At 62.5% G+C, this 17,106-nt stretch carries 13 protein-coding genes; 8 read left to right on the top strand and 5 right to left on the bottom strand.

From position 1 onward, the window contains the following. Positions 1 to 13 precede the first annotated feature (13 nt). From KCX70_RS05580 to KCX70_RS05545, 8 genes are all read left to right on the top strand, one after another. Positions 14 to 1,411, top strand: a complete 1,398-nt coding sequence (locus tag KCX70_RS05580) for a sensor domain-containing diguanylate cyclase (RefSeq protein ID WP_102851418.1) — start codon at positions 14 to 16, stop codon at positions 1,409 to 1,411. A 242-nt stretch (positions 1,412 to 1,653) separates the two neighbouring features. Next, positions 1,654 to 2,997, top strand: a complete 1,344-nt coding sequence (locus KCX70_RS05575) for an imelysin family protein (RefSeq protein WP_212619535.1) — start codon at positions 1,654 to 1,656, stop codon at positions 2,995 to 2,997. 152 nt (positions 2,998 to 3,149) lie between these two features. After that, positions 3,150 to 4,562 (top strand): di-heme oxidoredictase family protein, encoded by a 1,413-nt coding sequence (locus KCX70_RS05570; RefSeq protein WP_212619534.1) that lies wholly within the window; start codon positions 3,150 to 3,152, stop codon positions 4,560 to 4,562. A 31-nt stretch (positions 4,563 to 4,593) separates the two neighbouring features. Further along, a complete protein-coding gene (locus KCX70_RS05565) occupies positions 4,594 to 5,667 on the top strand; it encodes an imelysin family protein (protein WP_212619533.1) in 1,074 nt (357 codons plus the stop codon). A 2-nt stretch (positions 5,668 to 5,669) separates the two neighbouring features. Beyond that, positions 5,670 to 6,764 carry a DUF1513 domain-containing protein gene (locus tag KCX70_RS05560; RefSeq protein WP_102847440.1) on the top strand — a complete coding sequence of 365 codons (1,095 nt, stop codon included), beginning with the start codon at positions 5,670 to 5,672 and terminating at the stop codon, positions 6,762 to 6,764. Positions 6,765 to 6,885: 121 nt separating this feature from the next. Beyond that, the gene (locus KCX70_RS05555) at positions 6,886 to 8,511 is read left to right on the top strand and encodes a methyl-accepting chemotaxis protein (RefSeq protein ID WP_212619532.1); all 1,626 of its coding nucleotides are present in this window, start codon (positions 6,886 to 6,888) and stop codon (positions 8,509 to 8,511) included. 297 nt (positions 8,512 to 8,808) lie between these two features. Continuing rightward, positions 8,809 to 9,963: an efflux RND transporter periplasmic adaptor subunit gene (locus KCX70_RS05550; protein WP_212619531.1), complete on the top strand. Its 1,155-nt coding sequence runs from the start codon at positions 8,809 to 8,811 to the stop codon at positions 9,961 to 9,963. Positions 9,964 to 9,989: 26 nt separating this feature from the next. Next, on the top strand, positions 9,990 to 13,037 hold the full coding sequence (locus KCX70_RS05545) for a multidrug efflux RND transporter permease subunit (RefSeq protein ID WP_102847443.1): 3,048 nt from the start codon (positions 9,990 to 9,992) through the stop codon (positions 13,035 to 13,037). Between the two features lie 54 nt (positions 13,038 to 13,091). Here the strand turns inward: KCX70_RS05545 and KCX70_RS05540 are convergent, their stop codons facing one another. The 5 genes from KCX70_RS05540 to KCX70_RS05520 all read right to left on the bottom strand — a co-directional run bounded on the left by KCX70_RS05540 (position 13,092) and on the right by KCX70_RS05520 (position 17,086). Next, complete coding sequence (locus tag KCX70_RS05540) at positions 13,092 to 13,322, bottom strand: hypothetical protein (RefSeq protein ID WP_102847444.1); 231 nt, start codon at positions 13,320 to 13,322, stop codon at positions 13,092 to 13,094. A 227-nt stretch (positions 13,323 to 13,549) separates the two neighbouring features. Then, positions 13,550 to 15,190: a chaperonin GroEL gene (groL, locus tag KCX70_RS05535; RefSeq protein ID WP_102847445.1), complete on the bottom strand. Its 1,641-nt coding sequence runs from the start codon at positions 15,188 to 15,190 to the stop codon at positions 13,550 to 13,552. A 57-nt stretch (positions 15,191 to 15,247) separates the two neighbouring features. Continuing rightward, entirely contained in the window at positions 15,248 to 15,541 is a 294-nt protein-coding gene (locus KCX70_RS05530) for a co-chaperone GroES (protein ID WP_003294630.1), read from the bottom strand. A 249-nt stretch (positions 15,542 to 15,790) separates the two neighbouring features. Then, positions 15,791 to 16,255 (bottom strand): FxsA family protein, encoded by a 465-nt coding sequence (locus tag KCX70_RS05525; protein ID WP_102851426.1) that lies wholly within the window; start codon positions 16,253 to 16,255, stop codon positions 15,791 to 15,793. 126 nt (positions 16,256 to 16,381) lie between these two features. Further along, positions 16,382 to 17,086: a HugZ family protein gene (locus KCX70_RS05520; protein ID WP_102847447.1), complete on the bottom strand. Its 705-nt coding sequence runs from the start codon at positions 17,084 to 17,086 to the stop codon at positions 16,382 to 16,384. Positions 17,087 to 17,106: the final 20 nt, after the last annotated feature.

Below are 17,106 nucleotides of genomic sequence, written 5' to 3'. Positions count from 1 at the left end.
GTAGTTACGTACGATGAAAGCAGAGAATCGGCCAGCCTTGGCCACGGTGCTTGACCTCATGCTCGATGCTGTCTGCGTCGTCGACGTAAACGGCCGTTTCGTTTATGTCAGCGCCGCATGCGAGCGCATCTTCGGCTATACACCGGATGAGATGATCGGTCGCTCGATGATGGACATGGTCGCGCCCGAAGATCATGAGCGCACGCTCCAGGCGGCCAAGCTGGTGATGTCCGGTCAACCCAGCCTGCACTTCGAGAACCGCTACGTGCGCAAGGATGGCCAGCTGGTGGACATCATGTGGTCGGCCCGTTGGTCCGAGGAAGATCAACTGCGGGTGGGTGTTGCGCGCGACATCACCCAGCGCAAGCACTCCGAATCCCTGCAGGCCGCCGTCTATGCGCTCTCCGAAGCGGCGCACAACACGGCCGATCTCACTGCCCTGTTCGAGCAGATCCACCTGATCATCGGCAAGCTGATACCGGCGGCGAGTTTTTTTGTCGCGCTGAACACCCCAGGTCTCGGACCGCCCAGCTTTCCGTACTGCAAGACCTGCGATCCGGCGCCGTTCCCGCTCGAGTCGGTGGCCGCGCTTTGCGCGGAGGTCACCCGCACCGGGCAGGCACTGCTACTGACGAAGGATCGTGACGAGGTGTGCAGCCACCTCAAGACGATCGCCGATACCGACCGTTACTGCTGGCTGGCCGCCCCCTTGTCCAGTCGACAAGGCAACATTGGCGCACTGCTGCTCAACGATGCGGCGCAAAACGTGGCCTATCGCGAGCAGGATCGAGATCTGCTGCAATTCGTCGCCAATCAGGTGGCGACAGCGATCGAGCGCAAACAACTGCATGCTCGCTTGGAACGAATGGCCCAATACGACGAGCTTACCGGTCTACCCAACCGTGCGTTCCTCTTCGCCACGCTGAAAACCGCACTGGCGCGTGCTCGTCGCAACGGCGAGCGGCTGTCGTTGCTCTACCTGGACCTGAACAAATTCAAGCAGGTCAACGATCACCACGGCCATGGCGTGGGTGACTTGCTGCTGCAAGCCTTCGCCAGTCGGCTAACCCAGCACACGCGCGAAGCCGACACCGTCGCGCGGATGGGCGGCGACGAGTTCGTCGTGTTACTGGAAAACAGCCCCTCGGAAGCCGATACGGCGGTGGTGGTGGCGAACATTCGCGCCGCCATGCAGGCGCCGGTGGAGCTCGCCGGCCTGAGCCTGGCGGTTCAACCGAGCATCGGCATCGCCTACTTTCCCACGCATGGACACGATGAAGCATCGCTACTCAACCATGCCGATGCGTCGATGTATGGGGAGAAATCAAGCCAGGCCGCTGGCGAGCAACCGAGCGCTGCAACGCGAGAGGGCGTGGTCGTCGAACCATCCAGTGACGCGCAGGACGTCTGACCGCAACGCGCTCTCAGTATGAACGAAGCGGCCTGAACGAGGCGGCACATCGCGTATAGGTGCGGCCCCGAATCCAACCATCGAGATGGCGTTCCAACTGCACCAAGCATGACGAGGCGCGACCCGGCGCACGCAATTTCTTTGCACAAAATGCAAATCTTTCGCATTATGACCCGCATCGAGCCGTCGGGCTGCTGCGAGCCGACGTCCGTATCCATCATTTGCAAGCAAAGGAACCCGCCATGCTACGCACTCCCGTCTGGGCCACCGCCAGCCTACTGGCCGTCGCTATTTCACTCGCCGGTTGCGGCGAAGACAAAGCGCCAGCCGAACAGGCCGCCGCTCCGCAAGCCGCTCAAAGCGAGCCGGCTAAGAGCGCGCCCGCGACCGAGACCTTGAACGACGAGGCCGCGCAGGCTGTGGTCAAGCACTATGCGGACATGGCGCACGCCATCTTCAGCGATGCGCACAGCACCGCGGTAGACCTGCAAAAAGCGGTCGACGCGTTGCTCGCCAACCCGACCGACGAGACTCTGCAGGCTGCCAAACAGGCCTGGCTGGCCGCCCGCGTGCCCTATATGCAGAGCGAGGTGTTCCGCTTCGGCAACCCGGTGGTCGACGAATGGGAAGGTCAGCTCAACGCCTGGCCGCTGGACGAGGGCCTGATCGACTATGTCGAAGGCGACTATCAGCATGCGCTGGGTAACCCGGGCGCCACGGCCAACATCATCGCCAACAAGCAATTGCAGATCGGCGAAGACAAGATCGACGTCAGCGAGATCACCGGCGAGAAACTGGCCAGCCTGAACGAGCTGGCCGGCTCCGAAGCCAACGTTGCCACTGGCTATCACGCGATTGAATTCCTGCTCTGGGGCCAGGACCTCAACGGTACCAACGCAGGTGCCGGCAAGCGCCCCGTCAGCGACTACATCGAAGGCGAAGGCTGCACAGGCGGCAACTGCGATCGCCGTCGAGCCTACCTGAAAGCGGCTACCGAGCTGCTGGTCAGCGACCTGGAAGAGATGGTGAACGAATGGAAGGCCGGCGTCGCCGACAACTATCGCGCCAGCCTGGAAAAAGAATCGGCCGAGAACGGCCTGCGCAAGATGTTCTTCGGCATGGGCAGCCTGTCGCTCGGCGAGCTGGCCGGCGAGCGCATGAAAGTGGCGCTGGAAGCCAACTCACCGGAAGACGAGCACGATTGCTTCAGCGACAACACGCATAACTCGCACTTCTACAACGCCAAAGGCATCCGAAATGTCTACCTGGGTGAGTACCGTCGCGTCGACGGCAGCACGCTCAGCGGTCCGAGCCTCGCCTCGTTGGTCGAAGGCACCGACCCGCAACTGAACAGCACCTTGAAAACGGACCTGGAAACGACCGAAGCCAAGCTGCAGGCGCTGGTCACCAGTGCCGAGCAAGGCGAAGCGTTCGACCAGTTGATCGGGCCCGACAATAGCGAGGGGCAGGCAAAGGTACGTGCCGCCATTGGCGCGCTGGTTCAGCAGACCGCATCCATAGAGAAAGCCGCAGCCGCCCTGGGCATCGGCGATCTGAATCCGGACACTGCCGACCATCAGTTCTAATCCTGTAGAGGCAAAACGGGCGGCTCGATGCCGCCCGTTCCCTGCGCTGCGCCCGCTTCGCCTCGGCGAGGTGACGGGCAAATGCAAATTGCTATTATTCAAGCTCCAGTAGCCTGCTAAGATTGCGCCCCTGTCAGGCGCTGGTACCTTCGATGCACCCGTTTTTTCGTGCTGCTACCCCCCTGCTACTGGCCTTCGTCCTGGCCGGCTGCAACGAGCAGACACCGCGTTTCACCCAGGCCGAAGCAGGCGAGGCGCTATCTGCCGGTGATGCCACTGTGACGAGATTCGACCACAACAGCTTCTCGCTGCCTTCTGCCAACCTGACACCTCTGCGGCGCCTGGACTTCAGCGTCGGCAACAGCTTCTTTCGCAATCCCTGGGTAATCGCGCCTTCGTCGACCACTGCGCGCGACGGGCTCGGCCCGCTGATCAATACCAACGCTTGCCAGAACTGCCATATCAAGGATGGCCGTGGTCGTCCGCCCCAGGCTGAGGGCAATGTGGTCTCGATGCTCGTGCGGCTATCGATCCCCGCCGGGCCGGAGCACACCGAGGTGCTCCGGCAGCGTGGCATCGCCCCGGAACCCACCTATGGCGGACAGCTGCAGGACATGGCGATCCCCGGCGTGGCTCCCGAAGGCAAGGTTCGGCTCCAGTACAGCACCCGCACCGAGCGTTTCGCCGATGGCTTCGAAGTCGAACTGCGCGTCCCGCAGCTGGAGATAACCGCGTTGGGTTACGGGCCGATGCATCCACAGACCCAGTTCTCGGTTCGTGTCGCTCCGGCGATGATCGGCCTTGGCTTGCTGGAAGCCATCCCTGAGTCGGCGCTACTGGCCAATGCCGATCCGGACGACCGTGACGGCAACGGTATTTCCGGCCGTCCCAATCGCGTCTTCGATCAACGCACAGGCGAGACGGCGATCGGCCGCTTCGGCTGGAAGGCCGGGCAGCCGAATCTGAACCAGCAGAACGCCGACGCCTTTTTCAATGACATGGGACTGTCCACCAGCCTCTTCACAGGCAGCAGCTGTACGGAAAATCAGCCGCAATGCCGGGCGATGCCCCACGGCGGCGAGCCCGAGGTCAGCGACAATATTCTCCGGCTCGTGCTGTTCTACACACGCAACCTCGGCGTACCGGCACGGCGCAACGTCAACGACCCCAAGGTGCTGGAAGGCAAGACGCTGTTCCATCGCGCCGGCTGCCAGAGTTGCCACATCCCGACGTTCACCACCGGCGAAGCCGCCGAGCCGGAACAGTCCAATCAGATCATTCGCCCCTATACCGATCTGCTGTTGCACGATATGGGCGACGGGCTTGCCGACCACCGGCCCGAGTTCGAGGCCAGCGGCAGCGAGTGGCGCACGCCGCCGCTGTGGGGCATCGGCATGACTGAAACGGTCAGCGGACATACCCATTTCCTGCATGACGGACGCGCCCGCAACCTGCTCGAAGCCGTACTCTGGCATGGCGGTGAAGCCGAACAGGCCAAGCAGTACGTGCTCGGCCTCGATCATGACCAGCGCAACGCCTTGCTGACTTTTCTCGAATCACTCTAGCGTCGGACGGTCCGACCTGCCGAGGAGCAACATGTACCCCAACCGACTCGTCTCCGTTTTCTCCGCCACCGCACTGGGGCTGCTTCTCAGCGCATGCGCACCATCGGATCCCTTTGCCGAAACCAGCAAGACGCTGGTCGACGAAGTGCTGCATCCGACCTACACCCAGTGGGCCGAAACCAACCGCCGCATGGCTGCCAGCAGTATCGCGTTCTGTGCTGGCAATGAAGAGCTGGCTGATGCACGTGAAGCCTTCTTGCAGGCGCAGTTCGCCTGGGCGGGCTTGCAGCCGATGCTGGTCGGCCCGATGGGCGAAGGCAACCGCGCCTGGCAGGTGCAGTTCTGGCCCGACAAGAAGAATCTGGTCGGGCGGCAGGTGACCGCTCTGCTGAAAAACAAGCCCGAGCTGACCCAGACCGACCTGGAAAACGGCAGCGTCGTCCTGCAGGGCCTTTCGGCATACGAATACGTACTGTATGACGAGGCGGTCGACCTCAACGACAGCCAGACCAAGGCACGCTACTGCCGCTTGCTCGAGGCCATCGGCGAACACCAGCAGAAGCTGACCGCCAACATCCTGCAGCAGTGGGAAGGCAAAGACGGGATGGTCACGCAACTGAGCGAATTCCCCAACGAGCGTTACGCCGACTCCAAGGAAGCGATCTCCGACCTGCTAAGGGTGCAGGTCACCGCGCTGGATGGCTTGAAAAAGAAACTGGGCGCACCGCTTGGTCGGCAGAGCAAAGGCATTCCACAGCCGTTCCAGGCCGAAGCCTGGCGCAGCGATGCGACGCTCGGCAGCATCGATGCCGCGCTTGCCGGCGCCCAGCAGCTTTGGCAAGGCACTGATGACAACGGCCTGAAAAAACTCGTCCCGGCGCAACAGGCCGAGCTGATCAAGCGGATCGACGTCGCCTACGCGACCACGCGCAAGCAGATCGCCGACATCATGTTGCCCTTCAGCGAGCTGATTGCCGACGAAGCCGGGCGCGCACGGCTGGATGAGCTGTACCAGCAGATCGACGCCCTGCATCGCCTGCATCAGAGCGACCTGGCCCGCGCGCTAGGCGTGCAGATCGGCTTCAACGCTCACGACGGAGACTGATGATGAAACGCCGTGCCTTTCTGGGTCTGGGCGGCGCCCTGGTGGCAGCCTCCGCCGTTGGCGGCTGGACACTCACCCGGCACACCGAGCAGCCGCTACTGCTCTCGGCGCGTGACGATGCCGGCGGCCGCCACTACGCGGTGGGCTATCGTCTAGATGGCACCCGCGTGTTCGCCACCCCGGTCAATGAGCGCTGCCACGACGTCTACGCCCACCCGCATCTGCCGCTGGCGGTGTTCGTTGGGCGGCGGCCAAGCCGTGAAAGCTATCTGATCGACAGCCGTGACGGCACGCTGCTGCAGGTGCTAGCCTCTCCGCCCGACCGGCATTTCTACGGGCATGGGGTGTTCCATTCCAGTGGCGACTGGTTCTACAGCACCGAGAACGACACCGCCGATGCCGGCCGTGGCGTGCTCGGCATCTACCGCGTCGAAGAGCGACGGCTGGTTCGCACCGGTGAGCATTCGACCCATGGCATTGGCCCGCATCAGCTGCTCTGGATGCCGGATGGCGAGACGCTGGCAATCGCCAACGGCGGCATCCGCACCGAAGCCGACAGCCGCAAGATGATGAACCTCGACGCCATGGAGCCGAGTCTGGTGCTGCTGCACCGCGACGGTACGCTGGTCAGCAAGGAGCAGTTGCCCGAGCAGATGAACAGCGTCCGCCACCTGGCCGTCGCGGCCGACGGCACGGTGGTGTCGGGACAGCAGTACGAGGGCGATCCCATGGATGCGGTCCCGCTGCTGGCAATCAAGCGCCCAGGCCAGGCCTTCCAGGCCTTTCCGCTGGGGGAAGCGCAACGCCAGACGATGAACCAGTACACCGCCAGCCTGGCAATCCACGATGACCTTCGTCTGCTGGCCGTGACGGCACCACGTGGCAATAAGGTGTTCTTCTGGGATCTGGACAGCGCCGCGCTGCGCGAGGAGATCCATCTGCCGGACTGCGCCGGGGTCGCGGCAGTCGCGCAAGGCTTCGTAGTGAGCTCGGGCCAAGGCCGTTGTCGCCTGATCGATTGCAGCGCCGGGCGCTTCGTCAGCACCGCACTGCAACTGCCGGCGGGGTTATGGGACAACCACCTGCGGCTGGTCTGAAAGCGCTCAAGTATTGTGGCGGTTCGCCGAAAAGTTGGCCGACCCGGGCGGTAATTCCAATGACCGCCCGGCGCCCTTGCCCTTGTCGCAAGTGCCCTCCATACGATGCGAGACGCTCACGATGCTCCTGAAAAACTCCCTGCGTGCTCAGCTGCTGGCGCTTATCGGCGGTAGCTTGTTGATGACCCTGGTCATCGCCTTGGCCAGCTTCTCGTTTCTCTCCGACGACATCTCCGCTTTCCAAAAGCTGCTCAAGGGCCCAATCGAGGCCTCGCGCCTTATCAATGAAGCCAATCTCGAGTTCAAGACCCAGGTCCAGGAATGGAAGAACGTGCTGCTGCGCGGCAAGTCGCCGGAAAACCTGAACAAGTACTGGCAGAGCTTCGAAGAGCAGGAACGCAAGGTCCAGACGTTGCTCGAGACGCTCGCCCAAGCGAGCCGCCACGACCAGAGGCTGGCGAGCCAGATTCAGGGCTTGCGCGATGAACATCGAAAGCTGGGTGCAGCCTATCGAAGCGGCCGCGAAGCGTTCCTGTCCGCTGGCGGCGATCCCATTGCCGGCGATGCCGCGGTCAAGGGCATTGACCGGGCCACCAGCGAGCAGCTCAGCGAACTGGTCGTGCAACTGCGTGACGCCGCGCAGCACAGCTCCGAAGAGATCAGCCGTGGCGCTGAGCAGGCGATCATCACGGGTTCGCTGATCATGCTTGCCGCGGGCGCGCTGATCAGCCTGCTCAGCCTGTGGCTGGTCAATCGCAACCTGGTCGCCCCTATCAGCCACTTGATCGAGCACATCGCCAAGCTCAGCCAGGGCAACTTCGGCGAGCGCGTCGATGCATCCCGTAAGGACGAACTGGGGCGTCTGGCCGTCGCGGCCAATGTGCTGCGCGATTTCCTTGCCGAAACCTTCATCCGCCTGCAACGCAGCACCTCGGATCTGGACAGCGCCAGCGGCGAATTGAATGCCATCGCGACCTTGATGGGCCAGGGCACTCGCGAGCAGTTCTCGCGTACCGATCAGGTCGCCACCGCCATGCACGAGATGTCGGCGACCGCGCAGGAAGTCGCCCGCCACGCAGCCGAAGCCGCACGCGCGGCGGATACGGCCGATCATTCGGCGCAACAGGGCGAGAGCATGATGCGTTCCACCATCCAGACGATCACGCTCATGCGCGGCGAGATCGTCAACACGGCCGACGTCATACGGCGCCTGGAGGCGGACAGCGGTCGGATTGGCAAAGTGCTGGAAGTGATACGTGGCATTGCCGACCAGACCAACCTGCTGGCGCTCAATGCGGCCATCGAAGCCGCCCGCGCCGGTGATGCCGGCCGCGGGTTCGCCGTGGTTGCCGATGAGGTGAGGACGCTGGCCAGGCGTACCGCCGACTCGACCGCCGAAATCCATCAGATCATCGACACGGTGCAAACCGGCGCGGTGGATGCGGTGCGTGCGATCGAAAGCGGTCAGAGCCGCAGCGACGAAGGCGTCGAACAGGTGACGGAAGCAGGCGGCATGCTTCGGCGTATCACCGAGGAGGTCGAAGCGATCCGGGATATGAACCGGCAGATCGCTACCGCCGCCGAAGAGCAAACGTCGGTGGCCGAGGATATTTCACGCAACCTGACCGAAATCACCGCCATCGCCACCACCAACCAGGACAACGTCGAGCGCACCGAAAAGGCCAGCCAGAACCTGCACGACCTGTCCGCCCAGCTCAGTGAAGTGACGCACCGCCTCGCCGGCTGACGCAACCAAACACGGGTGCAACGGCCCTTCGGCAGGGGTCGTTGCCCTCCCCGCTCCTCGCCCTGCAGGGCTCTACCTCGCCGACTGCACACCCTGTTACAGCCTGCCGACAACTTCCTTACCTGTCCCTTTACATACGCCTTGTTCGAGGCTACTTTCGCTGTTTGCCGGCTTTGCCGGAACGACCCCGGATCGATGCCCCTGTCAGACCGGCAATCGATCGCTTGTGTGCACCCGAACGGCTGCCTCATTTCATGGCAGTAGTCAGCCGGCTCATCTCTCCAAGGAATATGGAAAATGTTGCGCCGCATGCTGCTCATGCTCGGCGCGGTGATCGTCGTTGTACTGATCCTCGCCGCCCTGAAGTTCAATTCGATCTACTCGCAAATCCAGCAATTCAAGGCACCCAAGCCGCCGATCGATGTCGAGGTCGTCGAGGCCAGCCGCCAGCCCTGGCAGAGCCGGCTCCCGGCGATCGGTACGCTCACGGCGTCCCAGGGCATTGATCTGTCGGTTGAAATTGCCGGCACCATCAGCGCCGTGCAGTTCCGCTCGGGTGAAAAGGTAAGCAAGGGCCAGCCGATCGTGCTGCTCGACAGTGAAATCGAGCAGGCTAGCCTGGCCGCCGCCGAAGCCGACCTGCACCTGGCGAAGGTGGAGTTTCAGCGCGCAGCCAGCCTGGTCGATCGCCAGGCCATCTCACGCAGCGAGTACGATCGGCTCAACGCCGAGTCGCAGAAGGCCGCTGCCACGGTTGCACAGTTGAAGGCCAGCCTGGCGAAGAAGCGCATTCTGGCGCCCTTCTCCGGAACCATCGGTATCCGTCAGGTGGATGTCGGTGATTTTGTCGCCGCCGGCACGCCGATCGCCACGCTGCAGCACCTGTCGACCCTGTTCGTCGACTTCTATCTGGCCGAACAGCAGGTGCCCTTGCTTGCCATCGACCAGCCCGTACGGCTCCAGGTCGCCGCGTTTCCCGGCGAGCATTTCGAGGGCAGGATCGTCGCCCTGAACCCCAAGGTGGAAACCACCACCCGCAACGTGCAGGTCCGCGCAGAGCTGGCCAACCCCGGCGAGCGCCTGCTGCCCGGTATGTTCGCCGACCTGCAGGTGCTGTTGCCCAGTGAAGAGCCCCAGGTCGTCGTGCCGGAGACGGCTATCACCTACACGCTATATGGCAACTCCGTGCTGGTGGTGAAGGAAGGCCAGCCGCCCGAACCCGAAGAAGGCACCGAAGCGCCCGAGCGCAGCGGCCCCTATCTGGTCGTGGAACGTCGCTTCGTCGAGACCGGCGAACGTCGTGACGGTCGCGTGGTGATCCTCAAAGGGCTCGAGGCGGGCGAGCAGGTGGTCATCGCCGGCCAGCTCAAACTCGACACCGGGGCCCACGTTGCGATCGCCGAGAAGCGCACGCTCGAACTCGAGCCAAACAGCGGGTCCGACGCCCGCTGAGGCGTCGACTACAGGGACAGATCGTCATGGCTTTTACCGATCCATTCATTCGCCGCCCGGTGCTGGCCAGCGTGATCAGCCTGCTGATCGTGCTGCTCGGCTTCCAGGCGTTCAACAGCCTGGTGATTCGCCAATATCCGCAAATGGAAAGCGCGTTGATCACGGTGACCACCGCCTATCCGGGGGCCAACGCCGAAACCATCCAGGGCTATATCACTCAACCGTTGCAACAGAGTCTGGCCAGCGCCGAAGGCGTGGACTACATGACCTCGGTGAGCCAGCAGAACCTCTCGGTCATCTCGGTTTACGCACGCATCGGCGCCGATACCGACCGGCTCTACACCGAACTGTTGAGCCAGGCCAACTCGGTGAAGAATCAGCTGCCGCAGAACGCCGAGGATCCGGTGCTGAACAAGCAGGCCGCCGATTCCACCGCGCTCATGTACATCAGCTTCTATAGCGAACAGCTGACCAACCCGCAGATCACCGATTATCTGTCGCGGGTGATCCAGCCGAAGCTGGCCACCCTACCCGGAATGGCCGAGGCTGAAATCCTCGGCAACCAGGTCTTCGCGATGCGCCTCTGGCTGGACCCGGTGAAGCTCGCCGCCTATGGCCTTTCCGCAAGCGATGTGAACGAGGCAGTGCGCAAGTACAACTTCCTCTCTGCCGCTGGCGAGGTTAAGGGGCAATACGTCGTCACCAGTATCAACGCCGACACCGAACTGAAGACGCCCGAAGCGTTCGCCGCCATCCCGCTGAAGACCCGAGGCGACAGCCGCGTGCTGCTCGGCGACGTGGCGCGCGTGGAGATGGGCGCCGAAAGCTACAACGCCATCAGCTCTTTCGATGGCATACCTTCGGTCTACATCGGTGTAAAAGGCACCCCGAGCGCCAACCCGCTGGATGTGATCAGCGAAGTGCGCAAGATCATGCCGCAGATCGAATCGCAGCTACCGCCCAGTCTGAAAGTCACCATCGCCTATGACGCCACGCGCTTCATCCAGGCTTCCATCGATGAGGTGGTGAAGACCCTCGCCGAAGCGGTGGTGATCGTCATCGTGGTGGTATTCCTGTTCCTGGGGTCGCTGCGTTCGGTACTGATCCCGGTGGTCACCATCCCGCTTTCGATGATCGGCGTGATGTTCTTCATGCAGACCATGGGCTACTCGATCAATCTGCTGACGCTGCTGGCCATGGTGTTGGCGATCGGACTGGTGGTGGACGATGCGATCGTGGTGGTGGAAAACATCCACCGTCACATCGAGGAAGGCAAGACGCCGTTCCAGGCAGCTATCGACGGTGCGCGCGAGATCGCCATGCCGGTGGTCACGATGACCATCACCCTGGCGGCGGTCTACGCGCCGATCGGCTTTCTGCAGGGCCTGACCGGTGCGTTGTTTCAGGAATTCGCGCTGACGTTGGCCGGTGCGGTGCTGATATCCGGCATAGTCGCACTGACGCTGTCGCCGATGATGTGCTCGCGCCTGCTACGTCATGAAGAGAATCCGACGGGCCTGGCGCACCGGCTGGATCTGCTCTTCGATCGACTGAAAGTACGCTATCAGCGCGCCCTGCACGGCACGCTGAATACCCGTCCGGTGGTGCTGGTTTTCGCCGTGATCGTGCTGGGACTGATTCCGGTCCTGCTCAAATTCACCGAAAGCGAGCTGGCACCCGAAGAAGACCAGGGCATCATCTTCATGATGGCCAGCTCGCCGCAAACGGCCAACCTCGATTACCTGAACGCCTATACCGACCAGTTCCTGGAGATCTTCAAGTCGTTCCCGGAGTACTACTCCTGGTTCCAGATCAACGGTTTCAACGGCGTACAGAGCGGCATCGGCGGGTTCCTGATGAAGCCGTGGGACGAGCGCGAGCGCACGCAGATGGAAGTGCTCCCGCTGGTGCAGGCGAAGATCGACAAAATCCCCGGTCTGCAGGTGTTCGGCTTCAACCTGCCCTCCCTGCCCGGCACCGGCGAAGGACTGCCGTTCCAGTTCGTGATCAACACCGCGAACGACTACGAGTCGCTGCTGCAGGTCGCCGAGCGCATCAAGCAAAAGGCCGAGGCGTCCGGCAAGTTCGCCTTCCTGGATATCGATCTGGCCTTCGACAAACCGGAGATCGTCGTCGACATCGACCGTGAAAAAGCGGCGCAAATGGGCGTCTCGATGGAAGATCTCGGCGTGACCCTGGCGACGTTGCTCGGCGAAAGCGAAATCAACCGGTTCACCATCGAAGGTCGCAGCTACAAGGTGATCGCCCAGGTCGAACAGGCCTACCGGGACAACCCGGGCTGGCTGAGCAATTACTACGTGAAGAACGACCGGGACGAGATGCTGCCGCTGTCCACCCTGATCGAGGTCCATGACCGCGCACGGCCGACCCAGCTCAGCCAGTTTCAGCAGCTCAACGCGGCGACCATTCAGGGCTTCCCGATCGTCAGCATGGGCGAAGCCATCGATACGCTGCGCAGCATCGCTCAGGAGGAGGCGCCACAGGGCTTCACGTTCGACTACGCTGGTGCGTCGCGTCAGTACATCCAGGAAGGTACCGCCCTCTACACGACCTTCGCGCTTGCGCTGGCTGTTATCTTCCTGGTGCTGGCAGCGCAGTTCGAGAGTTTCCGCGATCCGTTGGTGATCCTGGTCACCGTACCGCTGTCCATCTGCGGGGCGCTGGTTCCGCTGTTCCTCGGCCTGTCGAGCATGAACATCTACACCCAGGTCGGGCTGGTGACGTTGATTGGGTTGATCAGCAAACACGGCATCATGATCGTCGAGTTCGCCAACCAACTGCGCCAGGAGCGCGGGTTGAGCCGCCGCGAGGCGGTGGAGGAAGCCGCGGCGATTCGACTGCGACCGGTGCTGATGACCACGGCGGCGACCGTGTTCGGCATGGTGCCGCTAATCCTGGCCAGTGGTGCGGGAGCGGTGAGCCGCTTCGATATCGGGATGGTGATCGCCACGGGCATGACGGTCGGCACGGTGTTCACCTTGTTCGTCCTGCCGGCCGTCTACACCCTGCTGGCGAGCCCGGATCGCGCACCAGCTTCCGAAGCCGTCGCGTAAGCCTGCTCACGCCAGCCGCATCCGCCCGCGCCGGGCGGATGCGTGCAGACCTGGTTAACCCCGGCCTACCAGGCTCTGCGACAGCCCATACATGAACAACAGCAGGTCCTGGTCAGGGCGCGCTTGAGGCCCCGTCACCTGAGCCAGGCGCGGCAATGGGCAGTGTTCGCTGACGTCGCTACGCGCGACCAGCTTGGCGTCGGGTTCACTCCACGCGGCGGCACAGAGCGAGGCCACGCCTAGTGAGGCGGCCAAGAACAAACCTCGGGCGATTTCAAGCTTCATCACGCAAGCTCTTGTTATAAGTGGAGTTGAGAAGCTCACGATAGTCGACAAATTCAAACCGTGCCGAACAACTTGACCGATGGTCATTTTTTGATCGGCACAAGTCAAGTAGCCATAGGGCCAACACGCGTGCATCGTTGGGCACTCGGCCAGATAGACGCTGATTGCCAGCCAAAAAAAAAGCCCCGCACGAGGCGGGGCTTCTTTCAGCTGGAAGGCTGGTCGGCTTACATCATGCCGCCCATACCACCCATGCCGCCCATGTCCGGCATAGCCGGGGCCGGCTTGTCTTCGACCACTTCGGCGATCATGGCTTCGGTGGTGATCATCAGACCGCCAATGGACGCCGCGGCCTGCAGAGCAGAACGGGTGACCTTGGCCGGGTCGAGGATGCCCATCTCGATCATGTCGCCGTACTCGTCGGAGGCAGCGTTGAAGCCGTAGTTGCCCGAGCCCTGCTTGACCTTGTCAACCACGACGCTCGGCTCGCCACCGGCGTTGGCGACGATCTGACGCAGCGGCGCTTCAACAGCGCGACGCAGCAGCGTGATGCCGACGTTCTGGTCTTCGTTCTCGCCCTTGAGCTCGGAGATGGCCTGCAGCGCACGCACCAGGGCAACGCCACCGCCAGGCACCACGCCTTCTTCGACGGCTGCACGAGTTGCGTGCAGGGCGTCTTCGACACGGGCCTTCTTCTCTTTCATCTCGACTTCAGTACCGGCACCGACCTTGATCACGGCAACACCGCCAGCCAGCTTGGCCAGACGCTCTTGCAGCTTCTCTTTGTCGTAGTCGGAGGTGGTGTCTTCGACCTGCTTGCGGATCTGTGCAACGCGGGCTTCGATGTCCGCCTGCTGACCAGCACCGTCGATGATGGTGGTGTTTTCCTTGTTCAGCACGACGCGCTTGGCGTTACCCAGATGCTCCAGGGTAGCGGTTTCCAGGCTCAGGCCGACTTCTTCGGAAATCACGGTACCGCCGGTCAGGATGGCGATGTCCTGCAGCATGGCCTTGCGACGATCGCCGAAGCCAGGCGCCTTGACGGCCGCGACCTTGACGATACCGCGCATGTTGTTGACGACCAGGGTAGCCAGGGCTTCGCCTTCGACGTCTTCAGCGACGATCAGCAGCGGACGACCGGCTTTGGCCACGCCTTCCAGCACCGGCAGCAGTTCGCGGATGTTGGAGATCTTCTTGTCGACCAGCAGCAGCATCGGGCTGTCCAGCTCGGCGACCATGGTGTCCGGCTTGTTGATGAAGTACGGCGACAGGTAGCCGCGGTCGAACTGCATGCCTTCTACGACGGACAGTTCGTTTTCCAGGCCCGAGCCTTCTTCAACGGTGATGACGCCTTCTTTACCGACCTTTTCCATGGCTTCTGCGATGATCGCGCCGATGGAGCTGTCGGAGTTGGCGGAGATGGTGCCGACCTGTGCGATGGCCTTGAAGTCGGTGCACGGCTTGGCCAGGCTCTTCAGTTCGGCAACAACGGCGATGGTCGCCTTGTCGATGCCGCGCTTCAGATCCATCGGGTTCATGCCGGCAGCGACGGCTTTCAGGCCTTCGTTGACGATGGCCTGGGCCAGAACGGTGGCGGTGGTGGTGCCGTCACCGGCCTCGTCGTTGGCCTTGGACGCAACGTCCTTGACCAGCTGCGCGCCCATGTTCTCGAAGCGGTCCTTCAGCTCGATTTCCTTGGCAACGGAAACGCCGTCCTTGGTGATGGTCGGAGCGCCGAAGCTCTTTTCCAGGACCACGTTACGGCCTTTCGGGCCGAGGGTCGCTTTTACCGCGTCAGCCAGGACGTTGACGCCGGTGAGCATCTTCTTGCGAGCGGAGTCGCCGAACTTAACTTCTTTAGCAGCCATGTTGATTCTTCCTCAAATTCTGTTGATGGAACGCATTCGCTAGGCAGCGAGCGCTGATCAGGCTTCGACGACGGCGAGGATTTCGTTCTCGCTCATCACCAGCAGGTCTTCACCGTCAACCTTGACGGTGTTGCTGCCGGAGTAAGGGCCGAATACGACCTTGTCACCGACCTTGACGGCCAGGGCGCGGACTTCGCCGTTGTCCAGAACGCGGCCAGTGCCAACAGCGACGACTTCGCCACGGTTCGGCTTTTCGGCAGCGGAGCCCGGCAGGACGATACCGCCTGCGGTTTTGGTTTCTTCTTCGCTGCGACGAATCACGACGCGGTCATGCAGAGGACGAAGCTTCATTGTCGATCTCTCCTAGTACAGTGGTTTCCATGCCGATGCATTCTCACCGGCGGGTTGGGCAAATCCGGCTATGCCGGTTGCGGCCCGCAACGCGAGCCGCAGAAGACGGACTGTCGAATCACGACAGCGACCTTGCGGTGACCGCTACATGCGGGCGGCAAAAATGATTTCAAGGGCACCGCGTCGATTTTTTTGCACGAGAAAATGAAAAAGGCATGCCTGCGCATGCCTTTTCGTGAGGGAAAGCTCTCACTTGTCGCGGCGTTCCCACTCGCCCTCGATCACGTTCGGTCGTTGTGATCCGGCGTGGCGCTCCTGCTGTTGACGCAGGTCGTCGGCAAAAGCCCGACGGCGTTGGGCCTGGGCTTCGACACGGCGGCCGAGGAAGTTGAGGAACAGCCGGCGAGTCGGCGGGAACAGCACCAGCAACGCCACGATATCGCTGAGAAAACCCGGCAGGAACAGCAGGCCACCGGCGATGGCCATCATCAGGCCCTGGAGCATTTCACGCTCCGGCAACTCGCCCCGGGCCAGGCGCTCACGTGCGCGCCAAGCGGTGGCGAAGCCTGCCAGACGCAACAAGAGGATGCCAGCCATGCCGCTGATGATCAGCAGGAGGATGGTCGGCAATACCCCGATCGAGCTGCCGACCTTGATCAGCAATGCCAGCTCGGCCAGCGGAAACAGGAGGAACAGCAGTAAGAAAATTCGCATCGATAGTCCTTGGCGGAAGAACGGCTTCCGATCTCGTGTAGATGACGTCAGCCTGAGCCGAATTCAACCCATCGGGGCAACAGGCTGTAACCGGATTATTCACCCCTGCGCTTACGTCAGCCTGAATCAGCGCCGCGCCATCGCCACCAGCGCCTGCCGCACTGCGCCCGGGTTGGCGCAGACCGCTGGAAACGCCAGCCAGTAGATGGCCTGGCCTATGCGCAAGTGGAAACCCTCGCTGTCGATCCCGACCAGGCTGGCCTCAGGTTCGGAAGGCAGCCCTGCACTGTCGACGTAATGGGCAATCGCCGCGGCGTGATCGCTGTTCATGTGGTCGAGCATCGCGCTTTCGCCGCCCTCGGCTGCGGCGAATGGATTGGCCAGCGCGACGTCTTCCAGCCAGTGGATCGCGCCGAAGCCTCCGATATAGCGCCAACGCACCGGCTGCAATATCCAGAAGTCGAAATCGTGTACCCGATGGTAATCACGGGACTCCGGGAAATAGCGGTAGTACCGCGCTGCCGCCGCCTCGACCTGGCCGGGCTCGGCGAGCATTCGCGCCTCCGCCAGCATGGTCAGCCGCCCCTTGGCCTGGACGTCTTCGGCGCCGCGCTCGGCAACCAGCAGCGAGCATCGCGGATCGGCCTGGAGATTTTTCGTGTGCTGAGCGATTCGGCTGATGAGAATCAGCGGCCAGCCCTCCTCGCTCAGGCAATAAGGCACCGTCGAGCCGAAAGGAAATCCGGGCATGCTCTTCGAGTGAGTCGAGAGTACGGCGCGGTATTCCTTGAGTAGGAGTTGTCGGGCATGCTTGGCGGCTTCAGCGCTCACGGCGGCTCCTTGAGGGCTCG

This window comes from Stutzerimonas stutzeri, assembly GCF_018138085.1.
GTDB classification, from domain to species: Bacteria; Pseudomonadota; Gammaproteobacteria; order Pseudomonadales; family Pseudomonadaceae; genus Stutzerimonas; species Stutzerimonas stutzeri_AI.
The sequence above is the reverse complement of the archived record's forward strand: the minus strand, read 5'-3'. Positions and strand labels throughout refer to the sequence as shown.

Excerpts from the sequence above, each read along its gene's own strand:
- KCX70_RS05580 (WP_102851418.1), top strand. The coding sequence starts at position 14 with ATGAAAGCAGAGAATCGGCCAGCCTTGGCCACGGTGCTTGACCTCATG.
- KCX70_RS05575 (WP_212619535.1), top strand. The coding sequence starts at position 1,654 with ATGCTACGCACTCCCGTCTGGGCCACCGCCAGCCTACTGGCCGTCGCT.
- KCX70_RS05570 (WP_212619534.1), top strand. The coding sequence starts at position 3,150 with ATGCACCCGTTTTTTCGTGCTGCTACCCCCCTGCTACTGGCCTTCGTC.
- KCX70_RS05565 (WP_212619533.1), top strand. The coding sequence starts at position 4,594 with ATGTACCCCAACCGACTCGTCTCCGTTTTCTCCGCCACCGCACTGGGG.
- KCX70_RS05560 (WP_102847440.1), top strand. The coding sequence starts at position 5,670 with ATGAAACGCCGTGCCTTTCTGGGTCTGGGCGGCGCCCTGGTGGCAGCC.
- KCX70_RS05555 (WP_212619532.1), top strand. The coding sequence starts at position 6,886 with ATGCTCCTGAAAAACTCCCTGCGTGCTCAGCTGCTGGCGCTTATCGGC.
- KCX70_RS05550 (WP_212619531.1), top strand. The coding sequence starts at position 8,809 with ATGTTGCGCCGCATGCTGCTCATGCTCGGCGCGGTGATCGTCGTTGTA.
- KCX70_RS05545 (WP_102847443.1), top strand. The coding sequence starts at position 9,990 with ATGGCTTTTACCGATCCATTCATTCGCCGCCCGGTGCTGGCCAGCGTG.
- KCX70_RS05540 (WP_102847444.1), bottom strand. The coding sequence starts at position 13,322 with ATGAAGCTTGAAATCGCCCGAGGTTTGTTCTTGGCCGCCTCACTAGGC.
- groL (WP_102847445.1), bottom strand. The coding sequence starts at position 15,190 with ATGGCTGCTAAAGAAGTTAAGTTCGGCGACTCCGCTCGCAAGAAGATG.
- KCX70_RS05530 (WP_003294630.1), bottom strand. The coding sequence starts at position 15,541 with ATGAAGCTTCGTCCTCTGCATGACCGCGTCGTGATTCGTCGCAGCGAA.
- KCX70_RS05525 (WP_102851426.1), bottom strand. The coding sequence starts at position 16,255 with ATGCGAATTTTCTTACTGCTGTTCCTCCTGTTTCCGCTGGCCGAGCTG.